The sequence below is a fragment of the Limosilactobacillus sp. genome, from assembly GCF_051873035.1.
Classification (GTDB): domain Bacteria; phylum Bacillota; class Bacilli; order Lactobacillales; family Lactobacillaceae; genus Limosilactobacillus.
Window position 1 is genome coordinate 1 of the sequence record NZ_JBJEEL010000050.1, and the last position, 17122, is coordinate 17122.

At 46.3% G+C, this 17122-nt stretch carries 20 protein-coding genes; 16 read left to right on the top strand and 4 right to left on the bottom strand.

The window, feature by feature from the left end; genetic code table 11:
- From ACI31H_RS04710 to ACI31H_RS04775, 14 genes are all read left to right on the top strand, one after another.
- Window positions 1–624 (top strand): ATP synthase beta subunit C-terminal domain-containing protein (locus ACI31H_RS04710; protein WP_439770842.1); only part of this gene is annotated, 624 nt, incomplete at its 5' end.
- 13 nt (window positions 625–637) lie between these two features.
- Complete coding sequence (locus tag ACI31H_RS04715; RefSeq protein ID WP_439770843.1) at window positions 638–1069, top strand: F0F1 ATP synthase subunit epsilon; 432 nt, start codon at window positions 638–640, stop codon at window positions 1067–1069.
- A 193-nt stretch (window positions 1070–1262) separates the two neighbouring features.
- The gene (locus ACI31H_RS04720; RefSeq protein ID WP_439770879.1) at window positions 1263–1487 is read left to right on the top strand and encodes a DUF1146 family protein; all 225 of its coding nucleotides are present in this window, start codon (window positions 1263–1265) and stop codon (window positions 1485–1487) included.
- A 17-nt stretch (window positions 1488–1504) separates the two neighbouring features.
- On the top strand, window positions 1505–2830 hold the full coding sequence (gene murA, locus ACI31H_RS04725; RefSeq protein ID WP_439770844.1) for a UDP-N-acetylglucosamine 1-carboxyvinyltransferase: 1326 nt from the start codon (window positions 1505–1507) through the stop codon (window positions 2828–2830).
- Between the two features lie 100 nt (window positions 2831–2930).
- Window positions 2931–3923 carry a rod shape-determining protein gene (locus ACI31H_RS04730; protein WP_439770845.1) on the top strand — a complete coding sequence of 331 codons (993 nt, stop codon included), beginning with the start codon at window positions 2931–2933 and terminating at the stop codon, window positions 3921–3923.
- Between the two features lie 6 nt (window positions 3924–3929).
- Window positions 3930–4169, top strand: coding sequence for a membrane protein insertion efficiency factor YidD (gene yidD, locus ACI31H_RS04735; RefSeq protein ID WP_439770846.1), 240 nt, complete (start codon window positions 3930–3932; stop codon window positions 4167–4169).
- A gap of 13 nt (window positions 4170–4182) precedes the next feature.
- Entirely contained in the window at window positions 4183–4407 is a 225-nt protein-coding gene (locus tag ACI31H_RS04740) for a DUF2969 domain-containing protein (protein WP_439770847.1), read from the top strand.
- A 42-nt stretch (window positions 4408–4449) separates the two neighbouring features.
- Window positions 4450–5643 carry an FtsW/RodA/SpoVE family cell cycle protein gene (locus tag ACI31H_RS04745; RefSeq protein WP_439770848.1) on the top strand — a complete coding sequence of 398 codons (1194 nt, stop codon included), beginning with the start codon at window positions 4450–4452 and terminating at the stop codon, window positions 5641–5643.
- Between the two features lie 14 nt (window positions 5644–5657).
- On the top strand, window positions 5658–5957 hold the full coding sequence (locus tag ACI31H_RS04750) for a glycine cleavage system protein H (protein WP_439770849.1): 300 nt from the start codon (window positions 5658–5660) through the stop codon (window positions 5955–5957).
- A gap of 168 nt (window positions 5958–6125) precedes the next feature.
- The gene (locus ACI31H_RS04755; RefSeq protein ID WP_439770850.1) at window positions 6126–7256 is read left to right on the top strand and encodes a D-alanine--D-alanine ligase family protein; all 1131 of its coding nucleotides are present in this window, start codon (window positions 6126–6128) and stop codon (window positions 7254–7256) included.
- Between the two features lie 348 nt (window positions 7257–7604).
- Complete coding sequence (locus tag ACI31H_RS04760) at window positions 7605–8444, top strand: helix-turn-helix domain-containing protein (RefSeq protein ID WP_439770851.1); 840 nt, start codon at window positions 7605–7607, stop codon at window positions 8442–8444.
- A gap of 203 nt (window positions 8445–8647) precedes the next feature.
- A complete protein-coding gene (locus tag ACI31H_RS04765; protein ID WP_439770852.1) occupies window positions 8648–9565 on the top strand; it encodes a 3-hydroxyacyl-CoA dehydrogenase in 918 nt (305 codons plus the stop codon).
- A 67-nt stretch (window positions 9566–9632) separates the two neighbouring features.
- Window positions 9633–10667 (top strand): hypothetical protein, encoded by a 1035-nt coding sequence (locus ACI31H_RS04770; protein WP_439770853.1) that lies wholly within the window; start codon window positions 9633–9635, stop codon window positions 10665–10667.
- Window positions 10668–10919: 252 nt separating this feature from the next.
- Window positions 10920–11879, top strand: a complete 960-nt coding sequence (locus ACI31H_RS04775; protein WP_439770854.1) for a diacylglycerol/lipid kinase family protein — start codon at window positions 10920–10922, stop codon at window positions 11877–11879.
- 66 nt (window positions 11880–11945) lie between these two features.
- On the opposite strand, the gene ACI31H_RS04780 is transcribed toward ACI31H_RS04775, so the two are convergent.
- From ACI31H_RS04780 to ACI31H_RS04795, 4 genes are all read right to left on the bottom strand, one after another.
- The gene (locus tag ACI31H_RS04780) at window positions 11946–12437 is read right to left on the bottom strand and encodes a universal stress protein (RefSeq protein ID WP_439770855.1); all 492 of its coding nucleotides are present in this window, start codon (window positions 12435–12437) and stop codon (window positions 11946–11948) included.
- A 64-nt stretch (window positions 12438–12501) separates the two neighbouring features.
- The gene (locus tag ACI31H_RS04785; RefSeq protein WP_439770856.1) at window positions 12502–12795 is read right to left on the bottom strand and encodes a hypothetical protein; all 294 of its coding nucleotides are present in this window, start codon (window positions 12793–12795) and stop codon (window positions 12502–12504) included.
- 320 nt (window positions 12796–13115) lie between these two features.
- Entirely contained in the window at window positions 13116–14417 is a 1302-nt protein-coding gene (locus ACI31H_RS04790; protein ID WP_439770857.1) for a replication-associated recombination protein A, read from the bottom strand.
- Window positions 14418–14906 carry a YueI family protein gene (locus tag ACI31H_RS04795; RefSeq protein WP_439770858.1) on the bottom strand — a complete coding sequence of 163 codons (489 nt, stop codon included), beginning with the start codon at window positions 14904–14906 and terminating at the stop codon, window positions 14418–14420. It abuts the gene before it with no gap.
- Between the two features lie 95 nt (window positions 14907–15001).
- On the opposite strand from ACI31H_RS04795, the gene yaaA reads away from it, so the two are divergent.
- Together yaaA and ACI31H_RS04805 are read left to right on the top strand one after the other, a co-directional pair.
- The gene (yaaA, locus tag ACI31H_RS04800; RefSeq protein WP_439770859.1) at window positions 15002–15751 is read left to right on the top strand and encodes a peroxide stress protein YaaA; all 750 of its coding nucleotides are present in this window, start codon (window positions 15002–15004) and stop codon (window positions 15749–15751) included.
- Between the two features lie 162 nt (window positions 15752–15913).
- Window positions 15914–17122: an NAD(P) transhydrogenase subunit alpha gene (locus ACI31H_RS04805; RefSeq protein WP_439770860.1), complete on the top strand. Its 1209-nt coding sequence runs from the start codon at window positions 15914–15916 to the stop codon at window positions 17120–17122.

A 17122-nucleotide genomic window follows, 5' to 3' on the forward strand; every position in this document is an offset into this window, starting at 1 on the left:
GCCGTTGGTTACCAGCCAACGTTGGCGACTGAAATGGGTCAGTTACAGGAACGGATCACTTCTACCAAGAAGGGGTCTATCACGTCAATTCAAGCCGTTTATGTTCCTGCCGATGACTACACCGACCCGGCCCCAGCGACGACCTTCGCCCACCTGGATGCCACTACTAACCTGGAACGTCGTCTGACCCAGATTGGTATTTACCCAGCCGTGGACCCATTGGAATCTACTTCAACGGCCCTTACTCCAGAAATTGTTGGTAAGGAACACTACGAAGTCGCAACGGAAGTTCAGCACGTTCTGCAACGTTACCACGAGTTACAAGATATCATTTCTATCTTAGGGATGGATGAATTGTCTGATGAAGAAAAGACGATTGTTGCTCGGGCACGGCGGATTCAGAACTTCCTTTCGCAAAGTTTCAGTGTTGCCGAACAATTTACTGGTACGCCAGGTAAGTATGTTTCATTGAAGGATACCATTAAAGGCTTCAAGGGCATTCTTGATGGTAAGTACGATGACCTACCGGAAGAAGCATTCCGGCTGGTTGGAACCATCGATGACGCTGTAGAAAAAGCAAAGAAAATGAAGGCTGATGCTGAACAAGAAAACGCAGCAGATTAGGAGGGGATAATTTATGGCTGACAGTAAATTTAAGGTCACTATTATCACTCCTGACGGCACGGTTTATGATAACGATCAAGCAACGATGCTCATTATGAACACTGCGGGTGGCCAAATGGGGGTCATGGCTAATCACGTGCCCTTGATTGCGTCTCTTGAAATCAGTGTTGTTCGTGTTAAGCATGCTGACGGTGAAGACGAAGTAGCGGCAGTTAATGGGGGGATTATCCAATTTGATGGTCACCAGGCATTGATTGCTGCTGATAGTGCGGAACTGCCAGAGCGAATTGATGTTGAACGTGCTAAGAGCGCGAAGGAACGGTCACAAGCTGAAATTGCCGCTGCTAAAAAGAGTCACAACAGTGATGATCTGGCGCGGGCGGAAGCTCACCTTAAGCGGGCAATTAACCGTTTGAACGCCGCTTCAAAGTACGGCAACAACTAAATATTAAGTCTTAATTGACTTACGAGGAGTGTTCAACACGCTTCCATTAAAAGGCCGCTAGTACCAGAAAGTTGGTACTAGCGGCCTTTTAACCTTCTTAATATAAGGTTAAACTTTGGGTGAACTCCACCATTATCACTGATCATATGATATGATACAAATTGGTTTATGAAAAGAAGGTGATCAAGTGCAGATGACAGGTCTTCATGCCCTGTTAGAGATTGTCGTACAATTTATCTTTATCTGGTTAGCTTTTACTGCGATTCAGGGATTTCACTTGGAACGGTTCTTTCATCGTCCACCGCGAACGTTACCGTTAGCAATTGTTCTTCTGTCAACCGCAATTGGTTATCTTTGTGCGAGCTTTTTCTTGGGGATTTTAACGGCAATTGGTAATTTAACTTACCTTGTTCGCTAAGGATGCTGGAGGAGAAAATGGAAAAAATAATAATTAAGGGTGGTCAATCTCTGCAGGGACACGTGACCGTTGAAGGCTCGAAAAATGCTGCCTTACCATTGCAGGCAGCGGCCATTTTAGCGGTCCAGGGAACCGTGACCCTCAATAATGTTCCACCGGTAACGGATGTCCAGGTAATGGATCGTCTATTAAGATTTTTAAATTTAAAAACAGCATATGGTAAAAAGCAACGACAATTGGTGCTTAATGCAAGCTGTCCCCTGTCATCAGAGGCGCCGTATGATTATGTTAACCAAATGCGGGCTTCGATCCTGGTAATGGGTCCGTTGTTGGCTCGGACTGGTCAAGTGCGAATCGCCCTTCCCGGTGGTTGTTCAATTGGGGCCCGCCCGGTTGACCTGCATGTTTACGGGATACAGAAATTAGGGGCACAGATTAGGCAGGATGCTGGCTTTATTGAAGCCCGGTGTGACCACCTGGTGGGTACCCGAATTCCACTTGATTATCCTAGTGTGGGTGCTACGGAAAACATTATGATGGCTGCTACAATGGCGGAAGGAATTACTACCATTGAAAATGCTGCCTGTGAGCCGGAGATTATTGAGTTAGCTAACTTACTCAATAAGATGGGAGCCCGGGTTCACGGTGCCGGTAGTAAGGTCATCCGGATTCAGGGAGTCTACTACCTGCACGGGGCGCAATATGATATTATTCCCGACCGAATTGAGGCGGGAACTTGGATGCTGGCCTCAGCGGTAACTAACGGTGACGTGATCGTGCAAAATGCCGTTCCTGAGCATAATGCGCCCCTGATTGCTAAGCTTGAAGAGATGGGGGTTACCATTATTAAGCAGGCCGATGGCTTACGGGTGTTGGGGACCAGTGTTTTGATTCCGGCGAACGTCCGGACAATGCCCTATCCGGGCTTTTCAACTGACCTTCAGCCGCAGATGACGGTTTTGCAGTTGTTAGCCAATGGAACTAGTACCATGGAAGAACGCGTCTTTGAAAAGCGCTTTGACCACCTCGAAGAGTTACGGCGAATGAATGCAAATTTTCAAATCTCTGGATCAGTGGCGATCTTGGATGGCCCGACTAGTTTTAGTGGTGCCGAAGTAACGGCCCCGGACCTCCGTGCTGGGGCTGGACTGGTACTAGCCGGTTTAGCGGCACAGGGAATTACCCAAATTCGTAATCCGCAGTGCTTAGACCGGGGTTACTACCACTTTTACCAGAAATTACACTCCCTTGGCGCCCAGATCGACCGGCTTAATATTGAAGATAAGTTTAAGATTAATCCGGAATGGCGATCACGGCAAAACAAGGGCTCAGAAAAGGAGTAAAATAGTAAAACTGTGGTATAATACCAACGATATTATCTAAAAAATTAACTGGTGGTTTACCAGGTTATGATAAAAATGATTGCAAAAGGAGATAAGTTGAATGGCTAAAGATATCGGAATTGATTTAGGAACAGCAAACGTTCTAATTTACGTTCAGGGAAAGGGAATCGTATTAAACGAACCGTCTGTTGTCGCTATCGATACCCAAACCAATAAGGTCCTCGCGGTTGGTTCAGAGGCTTACCGGATGGTTGGTCGGACCCCTAGCAACATTCGGGCAATCCGTCCGTTGAAGAATGGGGTAATTTCTGACTTTGATGTTACCCAGGAAATGCTGTCTTACTTTATCGGTAAGTTAAGCGTCAAGGGCTTCATGTCCAAGCCAAACATCATGATTTGTGCCCCAACGAACATTACCGAGATTGAACGGAAGGCAATTATTCAAGCTGCTGAACAATCCGGTGGTGGTAAGGTTTACCTGGAATATGAACCAAAGGTTGCCGCCATCGGTGCGGGGCTCGATATCTTTAAGCCCCGTGGTAGCATGGTAATCGACATGGGTGGTGGTACCAGTGACATTGCCATCTTGTCATTAGGTGATATTGTTGCTAGTCAATCAATCCGGATGGCCGGTGACAAGATGAACAATGATATTGCTGCTTATATCAAGGATAAGCACGGTCTCGTAATTGGTGACCACACTGCCGAAAACGTCAAGATGGAAATTGGGACTGCTTTACACGTTGATGATCCTAAGGAAATGGACGTTCGTGGTCGTGATGTTGCTACGGGGATGCCAAAGCAGATCACGGTTAACCAAAACGAAATTGAAGAAGCCCTCCATGATACCTTAGAGCAAATCGTGACGGCAACGGTTAACGTTTTGGAAACCATTCCACCGGAATTAGCTAGTGACATCATTGACCGGGGAATTATTTTAACCGGTGGGACCGCCTTATTAAGTGGAATTGATCAACTCTTTAGTTCACGCTTAAAGGTTCCAGTCGTTGTTTCCCAAGATCCCCTGGATAATGTTGCCAAGGGTGCCGGTGAAATGTTAGAGCGGATGCAAAAGACAGATAATAAGAAGTAACCAGTGATGGTTCGCTTATTATGTCACTTAGTGCGCTGGTACCAGCAGGGGATTTCGGCCCGGCGGCCTTACCGTGCTTGTCGCTACTATCCAAGCTGTTCACAGTATATGCTAGAAGCACTACAGCGGTTTGGCCTGAAGGGGATTCTCCTTGGCGGGGCCCGGATCCTTCGTTGTCATCCCTTTGTTAAGGGTGGCTACGACCCGGTCCCCGATCATTTTACTTTCCGGCGTCAGCATAAATAATAAGGGTGAAAAAGTGTCAAAAAGAGATAAGAAAATTGAAGTAAACGTTAAGGATATCGAACGTCACCACCAACCAGTTCAGCAGATTTTTATCGGCCGGCGCTTAATTGGTGAAGTAACGACCGAAAATGAGCGCTTTAAAGCATTACTGGTTGCGGACCAGAGTGAGTTTAATGTCCGTTCACAAGAAGAAGGATTGGAAATGGTCCTTCAGCAATACCACCTTCACCAGCGGTAGAGGAATTTACTTGTGAAAAATCTGGCGTAAAGGAGTTAGGTAATGCAAAATTCGCAAAATGATGAAGAAAGCCGAATCGACTGGGGGATTATCTTCTGTGTTTTAATGCTGGCGTTAATTGGCCTGGCATCGATCTACGTGGCCGCAGTTCATGACCAGCAGCCGGTTAGTGTGGCCCGGTCAGTAATTACTCAGTTAGTCTGGTACGTCATCGGGGTTATTCTGGTGGTTGTAATTATGCAGTTTGATTCGGAACAGCTGTGGAAATTAGCCCCGATTGTTTACTGGCTAGGGATCTTCCTAATGTTTGCCATCTTGGTATTCTATAGCCGGTCCTACTATGTAAATACCGGTGCCAAGAGTTGGTTTGCGATCGGGCCGTTTACCTTTCAGCCCTCGGAAATTATGAAGCCGGCCTATATCTTAATGATGGGGCGGGTAATTACGACCCATAATAATCGTTATCCTGTCCACACGGTTCAATCTGACTGGCGACTAATCGGGACAATGTTCTTATGGCTCTTGCCGGTTTTGATTTCACTACACTTCCAAAATGACTTCGGGACGGCGTTGGTCTTCTGTGCAATTTTTGCCGGAATGGTGCTAGTCTCAGGGGTTACTTGGCGGATCTTGGCGCCCGCCGCAATTGGGCTTGCCGTGATTGGTGGTTCGGTTTTGGCAATGGTTACCAGTACCGTTGGGCGAACGATTCTTGAACACATTGGTTTTCAGGCTTACCAGTTCGACCGGGTTGATACCTGGTTACATCCGGAACAGGATACGACGAACCAGGGTTACCAGCTGTGGCAAAGTATTAAGGCCGTTGGTTCTGGTGGCATAACCGGGACCGGCTTTAATAACTCCAAGGTCTATGTACCGGTCCGGGAATCAGATATGATTTTCTCGGTAATTGGTGAGAACTTTGGCTTTGTGGGGGGGATCTTATTAATTTTGATTTACCTCCTCTTGATCTACCTGATGATTCGGGTAACCTTTGATACCAAGAACGAATTTTATGCGTATATCTCAACCGGGGTGATCATGATGATCCTCTTCCACGTCTTTGAAAATATTGGGATGAACATCGGGTTACTACCACTGACGGGGATCCCGTTGCCATTCATTAGTTCCGGTGGATCATCGCTAATCGGTAACCTGATTGGGATCGGAATGGTGATGTCGATGCGGTATCACCACCACTCGTATATGTTTAGTAATAATAGAGAATTTAGATAATGGGGCGAAGAATAATGGCAACACAAAATAACTACTTTTGGACGACTAAACTGGCCGATGGCACCACTAAGGTTGGGTTAAATGACCAGGGTCGAGATGACCTCGGTGAAGTTAGCTTTATTGACCTACCGGCAAAGGGAACGGTTCTAGAAAAGAATGGTAAGTTCTTGTCAGTAGAGGCAGAAAAGGCAGTAACGGACTTAGATAGCCCGGTTGCGGGGACCATCGTGGAGGTTAATGATAAGTTAGCCGACCAGCCCGAGGACCTGTCGAGTAGTGACCAGGATAAGAACTGGATTGTAATTGTTAAATAGTTGCAATAAGCGAGAGTGGGGCAGAAGTCAGTTACGACTTCTACCCCACTTCTTTTTTAGTGGTTAAATTTCAATCGCTGCTTGGTTACTATTAGATTTCATGCTATACTGAAGGTTCAGAGAATTCGGTTTGAAATTATGAATATTAATTGATAAGGTGGTATTTACATGACGAAGAAATTACGTGTTGCGCTCTTATTCGGCGGTAACTCATCAGAACACGATGTCTCGAAGCGGTCAGCACATAATATTTATGATGCCATGGATAAGGAAAAGTATGATGTCAGTCTCTTTATGTTTACTAAGGATGGGATTTTACTAAACAATGCTTACTCACAGCGCATCTTTGATGGTGAGCCTGAAGCAGACGTGGTAAAGGATGCTTACCAGCACATGGACCTGGACCGGCCGTTAGCGCCAATCATGGCCCTTAACGAGTTATCAGGGGTGGACTTTTTCTACCCGGTAATTCATGGTAACTTGGGTGAAGACGGAACGGTGCAGGGGTTATTTAAACTCCTGAAGAAGCCGTATGTTGGTTCTAACATTGCAGCGAGCGCGATGTCGTTTGATAAGGACCTTACTAAGAAGATCTTGAATGAGGCGGGAATTCGGAATACGCCTTACGTCTTGATTACGCCAGAGAACCAGGCGGAATATTCATGGGGACGTCTGGAAGAACAACTGGGGAACTTAGTCTTTATCAAGCCCGCTAAGCAGGGGTCATCGGTTGGTATCCACCGGGTAACAAATGCGGACGAGTACGCGGCCGCCCTTAAGGATGCCTTTAAGTATGACTTTAAGGTCTTAGCTGAAAAAGGGGTTGACCACCCGCAAGAGGTTGAAATTTCAATTCTCGGTAATGAACATCCCGTCGCATCCAAATTAGGTGCGGTCCGGGTACCAAAGGACGACCCGTTCTATGACTATGAAAATAAGTTCGTTGATGCTAGTGGCGTGGTCTTTGAGTTACCGGTAAAGTTACCACAGTACTTAACCGATGAAATTACGGATATGGCCTTACGAGCATACAAGGCTCTGGGGATGAAGGGGCTGGCCCGGATTGACTTCCTGGTTGACTCTAACAATGTGCCATACCTAAGTGAGCCCAACACCCTTCCCGGCTTTACTAATATTAGCCTCTACCCACAGATGTGGGAGGTTTCCGGAATTTCCTATTCTGACCTAATTGATCAGCTGATCCAATTAGGACTTGATGAGTTTAAGCGGAACAGTCAAATTAAGTATGACTTCCGTGAACTGGGGAAGGAACACGTCGGCCAGAAGAAGTACAACTAGGTTCTTTGATCATTGGTATTAAAATTGACTAGTAGGGCAGCGGGACAGAATTCGGAAATGACCCCGTTTTCGAGCCCCACGAGCACAAATAGAGGTCCAGAGCTCGGCTTTTGCCGGACTTTGGACCTCGTTTGTGTACCGCACCGTTCGTTTTTGACCTATCTAGAAAAACCTATAGTGTAGCCCTTAGCTTTTTACTTAATAATCATTTTGATTGTAAATGACTAACATCGTCAAATGTTGGTGGACTTTTACTGACAATCCTATAATTAGTGCTATAATACAATATTGGGAAAGTTGATATTAATAATAATATTACACATTATATTTAATGAAGGATGATAATCGATGAAACTCCGTGGAGATGTTTTAAAACAAATTCGCCGCAAGCGAGGGTTATCACAAACAGCATTAGCTGAAGGTATCTGTACTCAAGCGACGATTAGTTTAATGGAAAAGCAAAACCGTTTACCTAAGATGGATATTTTAACTGCAATCTGCGAACGTCTTAATATTCAGACGGACCGCATTGTTGAAAATGAGGTTAGCGGAATCAATGATACTTTTAATAAAATCATTGATGCATTAACCGATCAAGAATATGACACTGCTAAGGAATTAATCTCTAAGGTAAGTGTTAAGAACCTTAATAGTGATTTTGATAAGCAACGTTATTACTACCTATTGGGGATGGTTCAAATTGCTGATGGTAAGATTGACGATGCCATTTTTAATTTTGAACTGGTTCTAACTCAATTTGCGACAACTAGTGCTAACATTTACCTGGTAATGACAACTGCCGGGATGGCGCTAGCATACTTGAAACGTGATGATCAAGAGCGAGCAATTCGGTTAACCAACCGGGCCGTTAAGCTGATTGATAACGAGAAGTTGATCGGTAGTCTACACCAGTGGGCATCAATTAATTGCCAGATTGCTGAGCTTTACTGGCGCTTAGGTGAACCAGAAAAGGCAATTGAAAGTGCCAAGCGTGGGATTCAATTGAGTCGGGAACGCGACTCACTCTTTATCCTCGACCAACTATACCTATATATTGGTCGTGCCTACAAGCAACTAGGCGAGAACGATAAGGCTAAGGAAAACCTGGAAATTGCGAAGAGTCTTTCAATTGCCCGCCACGGGAAATTGAACGAAGAAAGCATCGAAAAAGAACTACAAGGACTATAAAAAGTTGTGCTGAGATCATTGATGACTACAGCGCAAAGGACACCGAACATTCGCCTTTTCGAATGTTCGGTGTCCTTTTTGTGTACCGTTAGTTTTAATGAAAAGTGTGCCAAAATACGATTAGTTAATAAGTATGTACCATAATTAACCACTAACGCCATTTTGTGTTTACGAAAGCGCTACCATTTTATGGTAAGATAAAGGTGTGCAGAGAAGATTTAGGAGGCGTTGTTATGGAAATTAAGAATGTGGTAGTTGCTGGCGCCGGTGTGTTGGGGAGTCAAATTGCCTTTCAGATTGCTCGCTGTGGTTACCAGGTCAAGATTTGGAACCGGCACATTGACCGGGCCGAGAAACGATTAGCGGCAATTAAGGCACCGTTTATGAAAGAAATGCAAGCGACCGCAGAGGATTATCAGGCAGCCCGGGACAATATTACCAGTATTAGTAATGATCTGGCGGCAACCGTTGCCGATGCCGACTTGGTCATCGAATCAGTTTCTGAGTCAGTGGAGATAAAAAAGGCCTTCTACAGTGAGCTTTGTCCACTGCTACCAGAAAAGACGATCATCACTAGTAATTCATCAACCTTCGTACCAAGTGAATTGGTTACTTTTACTGATCGGCCAGATAAGTTTGCCCACTTACACTTTGCTAACCATATCTGGAAACATAATGTTGCTGAGATTGTGGGCAGTCCGAAGACGGCAACGGCCGTTATTGACGACCTGGTTGCATTTGCCCGTTCAATTAAGATGGTTCCGGTAGTATTAAAGAAGGAACAGCATGGCTATATCATGAATGCGCTACTGGTACCATTGTTAAATGCAGCGATGGCGCTGTGGGCTAATGGCGTTGCCGATCCCCACACGATTGATAAGGATTGGATGATTTCCAATGGTTCACCATTGGGACCGTTTATGATTCAAGATATTGTGGGGTTACGGACGACTTATGCGGTAGTCAATAACCAGTATGAGCAGACCCACAATGAGCTTTTTAAAAAGATTGCCGATAAGCTAAAGCCAATGATCGAGGCGGGCCATACCGGTGTTGAAGCGGGACAAGGGTTTTATCATTATCCTGACTCTGAATTCAAAGATCCCAACTTTTTTAAGTAGAATTAGAACCGAATAACACTCTGCACTGATGTTTCAGCTAGCCTGTTTTAGGAAGGAAGTAGTTATTATGCGACAGTATAAGGTGATTATTTGGGGATTAGGTAATGTTGGTCGAGCCGCCGTGCGGATGATCGGTGAACGCCAATCGGTTCAGCTGGTGGCGGCCGTTGATAATGATCCGGAAAAGATCGGTAAGGACGCGGCTGGTTTATTTGGCTTTCCGGAGATTGGTGTTAAGGTTACTGACGATATCGACGCTGCCTTAAAGTTAGATGCTGACGTGGTACTAGTTTACACTCCGCTCCGTCATGACCCTGAGACCGGCGCATTTACACCAAGTGCAGAAGATATGGTTAAGGTTTTAAATGCCAAGAAAAACTGTATTACAACCATTCCGCTATACTACTCACAAGTCACTACACCGGACTTATATAAGATGATTAACGCGGCCGCGCAAAAGAATGGAGTTACGTTTATGCCGAGTGGCCTATTACCAGGTTTTTACGCTTCTCATCTGCCACTGTACCTGTGTAACCTCGTTGACCATGTTGATGAATTAACCGTTCAATCCGGTGAAGATGATCAGAATAATACCTCTAGTTGGGTAAAGGTCTTCGGTTATGGTATGGACCCTGACAAGTTCCCTCAGGACAAGTTAAAGGCTGGCATTGCGGCTTATTATATTGCAGCGGTCTATGAAATGGGTGATCGTCTGGGTCTTAAATTCGATGATGTTAAGGTTTCCCATGAAGTCTTTACGGCACCACACGACCTTCAAACCAAGGCGTTTGGTGTCGTTAAAAAGGGAACTATGATGGGCCACCGTTTCATTATGAGTGGTTATGTTAAGGGTGAAAAGAAAGTTAGCCTAATCTATGTTCATAAAATCTGCAATGATGTTGTGAAGGAGCCCGCCATTGATAACCATATTCATATCGCCGGAATTCCAACAATCGACGTTGAAGTACAGAATATGATTCCACTGGAGGAGAGTTATGTAACCAGTGCCGCTCCAAGTGTCGATGTTATTCCGCAATGTGTTAACGCCCCGGCCGGTTACCAACATGTATTAGACCAACCAACTATGATGCCACTAATTTAATTACTTCTTAATACTGCAAAATCGATGAGAAAATAAATCCATGGATGGAGCTATGACTTAAGTCGGTTGGATAGATCAAAAGTCAACAGCACAATACACAAATGGCCGCAAACGTTTGCGAAGCTCGAACGTTTGCGGCCTATTTGTACTCACAAGGGTACGCCCTGCCTACTCTTCTTTCTTATTCTTAGGTGAAGGGAAGAAAAAGACGTATAATATTACTATTGATCGTTGAGAGGTAGGAATTGTTTAGTGAAGTATTTATTTTTAGTAAATCCTTGTGCCGGCAGCGGAAAGGGGCAACAAGTCTGGCGGACGATCCAGCAATTATTGCCCCAGACCGGAATTGACTATGAAAAGGTCGAAAGTACCCACCCCGGACACCCGCGCGAACTAGCGCAACGGTTGGCGACTAGGCGGGAAGATATTGATTGCCTGATTGTAATTGGTGGGGATGGTACCCTCCATGAAGTAATTGCTGGATTGATAGCCAGTCAACGGCAACCAGCACTGCCGGTTGCCTATATTCCCGCCGGCACGGGTAATGATTTTGCCCGTGGCTATGGGATTTCGCCCCAACCCCGGCAAGCATTACGCCAGATCTTAGATAATGACCACCAGCACATTATTAATGTTGGCCGGTTTACCGAGCAGGCGACTAAGCGATCGGGGATCTTTATTAATAACTTAGGAATAGGCTTTGACGCCGCCATTGTCCATGCGACGAACCATTCCCGTGCAAAAGATTTTTTGAACCACCATCATTTGGGAACCTTTTCTTACATTGTCAAAGCAATTAAGGTGCTTTTTACCCAACCGACTTTCCAAGTTACGGTTACCCAACCCCACCAGCAGACTTGGTCATTTGACCGGGCCTTTCTCCTGATTGCCAGTAATCATCCCTTTATCGGGGGTGGAATCCGGGTGGCACCAGACCAGCGCGTTGACCGGCAAGAGTTAGAGTTAATCGTGCTCGAAAAGCGGCATTTATTGTCCCTAGTCTATTCAATCCTCCTTTTTGCCCTGGGACGGTTGGCAAATTCCGGCCGGGCGAAGGTCTTTCGGGGAACGGAGTTAAGATATCAATTATCCCCGGCTCAGTATGGGCAAATTGATGGGGAAGAGCTTAATAGACACGCCTTTGACCTTAGCCTTGCATGTACTTCCTACCCCCTTTGGCAGCAGCCATTAACGAAGAATAAACGTAAATAGTTATGAAAAAAAGCCTCAGATAGTGGTCATCCACCACTATCTGAGACCTTTAGGGTAAGGCTATCATTAACGCTTGTCGCGCTTCTTAGAGTTAACGATTGGCTTGTTATTAAGGTCAGTCCGAACAACTAAGACATCACAAACCGCGGTCCGGGTAACGTATTCGGTAACGGAACCGATTAAAATTCGTTCAACGGCATTCAGCCCAGTGGCACCAATCATAATTAAATCTGCGCCCATTTCTTTTGGAACATCACGGGCAATGATGGTCTTTGGTGCACCATATTCAATCGAGTAGCTAACGTTTTTAACGCCTTGCTTCTTGGCGTAGTCAATGTATTGGTCCAGCGTTTTCTTGGCAGTGTCAGTGACTTGCTCAACCATTGAGGTATCGAAACTGGAGATGTTTTGAAAGGCCCGCGTATCAACAACGTGCAGTAACCGTAATTCCGCATCTTCACCATTCCGCTTGGCAACCGCAACGGCCTTCTTGAAGGCTAATTCAGCTTCTGCTGACCCATCAACGGGTACCAGGATGTGTTTGTATGTTTGTGCCATAATAGTGCCTCCTTAAGCTTATTTACTATTATTATACACTTTTCGGCGAGGTCCGGTAAAGATTCTAGTGATACTTTGCACGAAATTCACTGGTTAAGGAAAAGGCCATTTGGGTCTCTAGAATACAGCCAATGACGACCATGATGACGATGAAGGCGATGCTATTGGTCCAAGCAGCGACAATGGTAATCAGGCCAATTAGCGTCATGATAACGCCCCAGATCTTTAACTGACTGGCGACAAATTTACTGCTAGTAGGATCAAAGATTAAGAAGGGGTTGTGAAGGTGAGTTAAAAAGAAGATCCCTTCAAAAAGGGCGATTAGACCAAAGAGGGTAACGAAAATTGGTAAAAGCATTGTTCAATTCCTTTGCTTAATTTTAAAATGAGTTGGTTATAAATTAAGGGGGTCGCGGCAAAATAAGGATTTGCTGCGACCCCTCAACTATGTACGAAAACTCCGTTAGTGCCGTTAATTGTCATTCAGTGTTGACCTGTATGTAAAACAGGTGGGACACGGTTGTCCAATCGCCAACTACCAAGTGAAAAGGCATGTTGTAAAAAAGGGCATGACACTAGTCCCAAAGTAAAAAGACTGTAAGGCAAACCTGCGTTTAGACAACGCGTACACCACAGAATTTTCATTTTTATCTTAGCATTATTTAGCCGAATAGGCAATTATTTTGTTGGGTGGTGCTGGCCGTTTAAAGAGTGGTGCTGGGCCTGACGGAGCTGCCAGTACTGCCTAGCTAGTGCCTGCTCAAAGCGACCGTTTTGCTTGGGGTGGTAGTACTGTGCACCCTTGATTCGGTCCGGGAGGTACTGCTGGGCAACCCAGTCCTGGGGATAGTCGTGAGGAAACTGGTAGTCGATCCCATGACCGAGCTTGGCGGCACCCTGGTAGTGGGCATCTTTAAGGTAGTCAGGAATATCCCCAAAGCCTCCCTGTTTAACCTGGTCAAGGGCACTATCGATCGCCAGAATACCAGAATTCGATTTTGGCGACAAGCAGAGTTCAATCACCACGTCGGCCAGTGGAATCCGGGCCTCGGGAAGGCCAATCTGTTGTGCTGCCTGTACCGCAGTAACGGTTCGTTGGACAGCAGGCATGTTGGCGAGGCCGACATCTTCATAAGCAATGACCATTAACCGCCGGGCAATTGAGGTCAGGTCCCCCGCGGCGATTAAACGTGCGAGGTAGTGGAGGGCCGCATCAACGTCGGAACCGCGGATCGATTTTTGCAGTGCCGAGACCACATCATAGTGGGCGTCACCGTTCTTATCAGCACTGAGGGCCTTCTTTTGAATACTTTCTTCAATGACGGGAAGCGTTAGGTGGATTTTGCCGTCGGGACCAGGATCGGTTGATTTAGCCGCTAATTCGAGACCATTTAATGCACTCCGCAAGTCACCGTTAGTCGCCCGGGCTAGTTGATCCTCGGCGTTGGCCGCGAGTACTAGTGGCATTTTGCCCAGGCCGCGTTCCTTATCGGTCATTGCCCGGGCTAGTGCTAGCTTGATCTCGTCAATGCTGAGCGGGTGGACTGGAAAGATTTGCGTCCGGCTCCGGATAGCAGGATTAATGCTGATGTATGGATTTTCGGTGGTGGCACCAATCAGGATAATCCGTCCACTTTCAAGGTGGGGGAGGAGAAAATCCTGCTTGGACTTATCTAGTCGGTGAATTTCGTCTAATAGCAGGATCACGGTCCCACTCATCTTAGCCTCTTCGGCGACGACTTGGAGGTCCTTTTTACTATCAGTGGCGGCGTTTAACTTGCGGAAAGCATACTTGGTTGATCCAGCAATGGCGCTGGCAATACTGGTTTTACCGGTACCAGGTGGACCATACAGGATCATTGAGGAAAGCATTCGGGCCTTAACCATCCGTGAAATAATTTTTCCGGGGCCAACAAGGTGCTGCTGACCCACGATTTCATCTAGGGTGCGGGGGCGCATCCGATAAGCTAGTGGTTCCATTTAACGTCCCTCCCGGTGGAAGAGGCGGGTAAGCAGGCCCCGCTTCTTAGTTGACGGTGTCGGCTGGTCAGCCGCTGGTGCAGTGGCTACTAGCTGTGGATAGCGTTTTTGGACGTCCACTGGTGACTGGTAGACGGCCGTTTTACTAGCCACCACAACCGCTAGTGCCGTCGGGTCCGTTTTAAATTCGGGCTCCGTCTTCATTGTAAAAGTAGCACCGGCCCGTGCAGCCGCCTGGATGTAGGGGTGTACTTCTTCATGGGGGAGGTTGCCATTGATAAAGACCAGTTGACCGATTCCCTTTGCTAATTCGCTGGTAACCGCTTTTTCCCAGTTCTGGGTATGGAGTTGTGTAACACTGATTGTTAGACAGACGCGTTCACGAAAGGTACCGAGGTACTTGCGCTGTTCGTCAGGTTTGATTTTAGGTGTGCCATAAACGGCATTATCAATTCGTTGTTCAACTGCAGATTTCTTTTCTTCTGCCAAAACTTTCCCTCCTTAAGTTAGCTCAAATGATCTTTTTCATTGTACCATTAGGAAAAGGTAAAAGACGAAAATGATGACTTGTTGGAAGTGAGAAAATGAAAATAATAATTGCACCGGCGCGGACCATGACGGTTGATACCGATTCTTTTCCCTACCAGGACCTTCCCCAGTTTTTACCACTGACTAAGCAGATTTTAACTTGGATGCGTGGCTTAAGTTATGACCAATTACACCGCCTGTGGTGGAACTGTAGCCAACGCCTGGCGGATAAAAACTACCGTTGGTTGCAGAAACTAGACCTGACCCGGGACTTAACCCCGGCGATTATTGCCTTTACCGGTCTTCAATATCAATATATGGCCCCGGATGTCTTTACGGATGCGGGGTTAGCATATATCCAGGACCACTTGCGGATTCTCTCCGGCTTTTATGGTCTATTACGTCCATTTGACGGGATCGTTCCTTATCGGTTAGGAATGGGCGACCGGGCCACTGTCGCGGGAACTAAAAATCTTTACCAATTTTGGGGAAGGCGGTTGGCGGACGAATTGTACCAGGATGACCAACTGGTTTTAAACCTGGCCTCGGCTGAGTACGAAAAAGCGATCCGCCCTTATTTGACTCCCCAGCGTCAACTGGTGAAGTGTGCCTTTGGCGAGGTTGTCAATGGGCGGATTAAACAGAAGGCGACGCAGGCAAAGATGGCTCGGGGGACAATGGTCCGTTACCTGGCGGAAAATCAAATTAATAGTTTAGCGGGAGTGGAAAAGTTTACAGTTGGCGGTTACCATTTCCGCCCCGAATTATCCCGGCCGGACTACCTTGCATTTGAGTTAATAAAGTAATATTTTTGGCCTGAATGTTATCACCTGAATGTTTATTGATGAATTTTATCAATGAAAACGAATAAAAAAGGTAAAAATGTCTTAGAAAAGTGTGATTTAAAGCACAAATTAGTTTATGATAGAGGGTGAAAGCGGTTGATTATTATTTAAGGAGGAATCAGTATGGCAATTACAATTGCAGCGCTGAAGGAATCAAATGGTGAACACCGGGTTTCTTTAGTACCAAGTGTCGTTAAGAGACTGGTTAAGCAAGGCTGCAAGGTCCTGGTTGAAAAGGGCGCCGGGGCAGCTGCTAACTTTGCGGACCAGCAATATGTAGATGCTGGTGCAGCGGTTGTTGACCGCCAAGGGGCCTTAGATCAGGCTGACCTTGTAACGGTTGTCAACCGGCCAGATGATAAAACGCTGGGGAAGCTCAAAGAGGGCCAAGCCTTACTAGGCCTGCTTTCCCTATCCGTTGATCACGATGTTGCAAAGCAATTAGCTGATCAAAAGATAACTGCACTGTCTTTTGAGCTTTTACCGCGGACGGTTTCACGTGCCCAAAGCATGGATGCCTTGAGTTCACAATCATCTGTCTCTGGTTACAAGGCTGCCTTGGTAGCGGCCGACCACTTTATGCGGTACTTCCCAATGATGATTACGGCGGCTGGTACTGCTAAGCCAGCTAAAGTCTTGGTCTTGGGGACCGGGGTTGCCGGTTTGCAAGCAATTGGTACTGCTAAGCGGCTTGGTGCCATTGTTTCTGGTTATGATGTCCGGCCTGCTTCACGCGGTGAAGTTGAATCTTTGGGTGCCAAGTTCCTGACCAGTTCGGTTTCCGCTGCTGGTAAGGGTGGCTATGCCCGTCAATTAACCAAGGAAGAACAACAAAAGCAGCAAGATGAACTAGCTGGCTTTATCGCCGACAGTGATATTGTAATTACCACTGCCCGGGTTCCTGGTAAGAAGCCACCAATGCTGGTTACTGAAAAGTCCGTTAAGGAAGCTAAACCGGGTTCGATCTTTATCGATATCGCGGCGAGTGACCTTGGTGGGAACGTTGCCGGTTCAAAGCCTGGTGAGGTAGTCGAAACAGATAACGGTGCTGAGATTGTCGGTGCTGATAACCTGCCGAGTGAGCTAGCTACTAGTGCTTCTGAGATGTACTCTAAGAACGTTCAAGCGGTTATTAAGGCCTTGTTAAACAAGGACGGTAATATTGAAATTGATACTAGTGATGATGTGATGTCCGAACTAGTTGCTACCTACCAGGGTAAGGTTATTTCTGGTCGGCTCCGTTCACAAATGGGTCTGCCAGAAATCAAGAAGCCAGCGCCAGAAAAGGAAGCTGACGCTAAAGATAGTGACCAAAAAGAAGCTAAGAAGTAG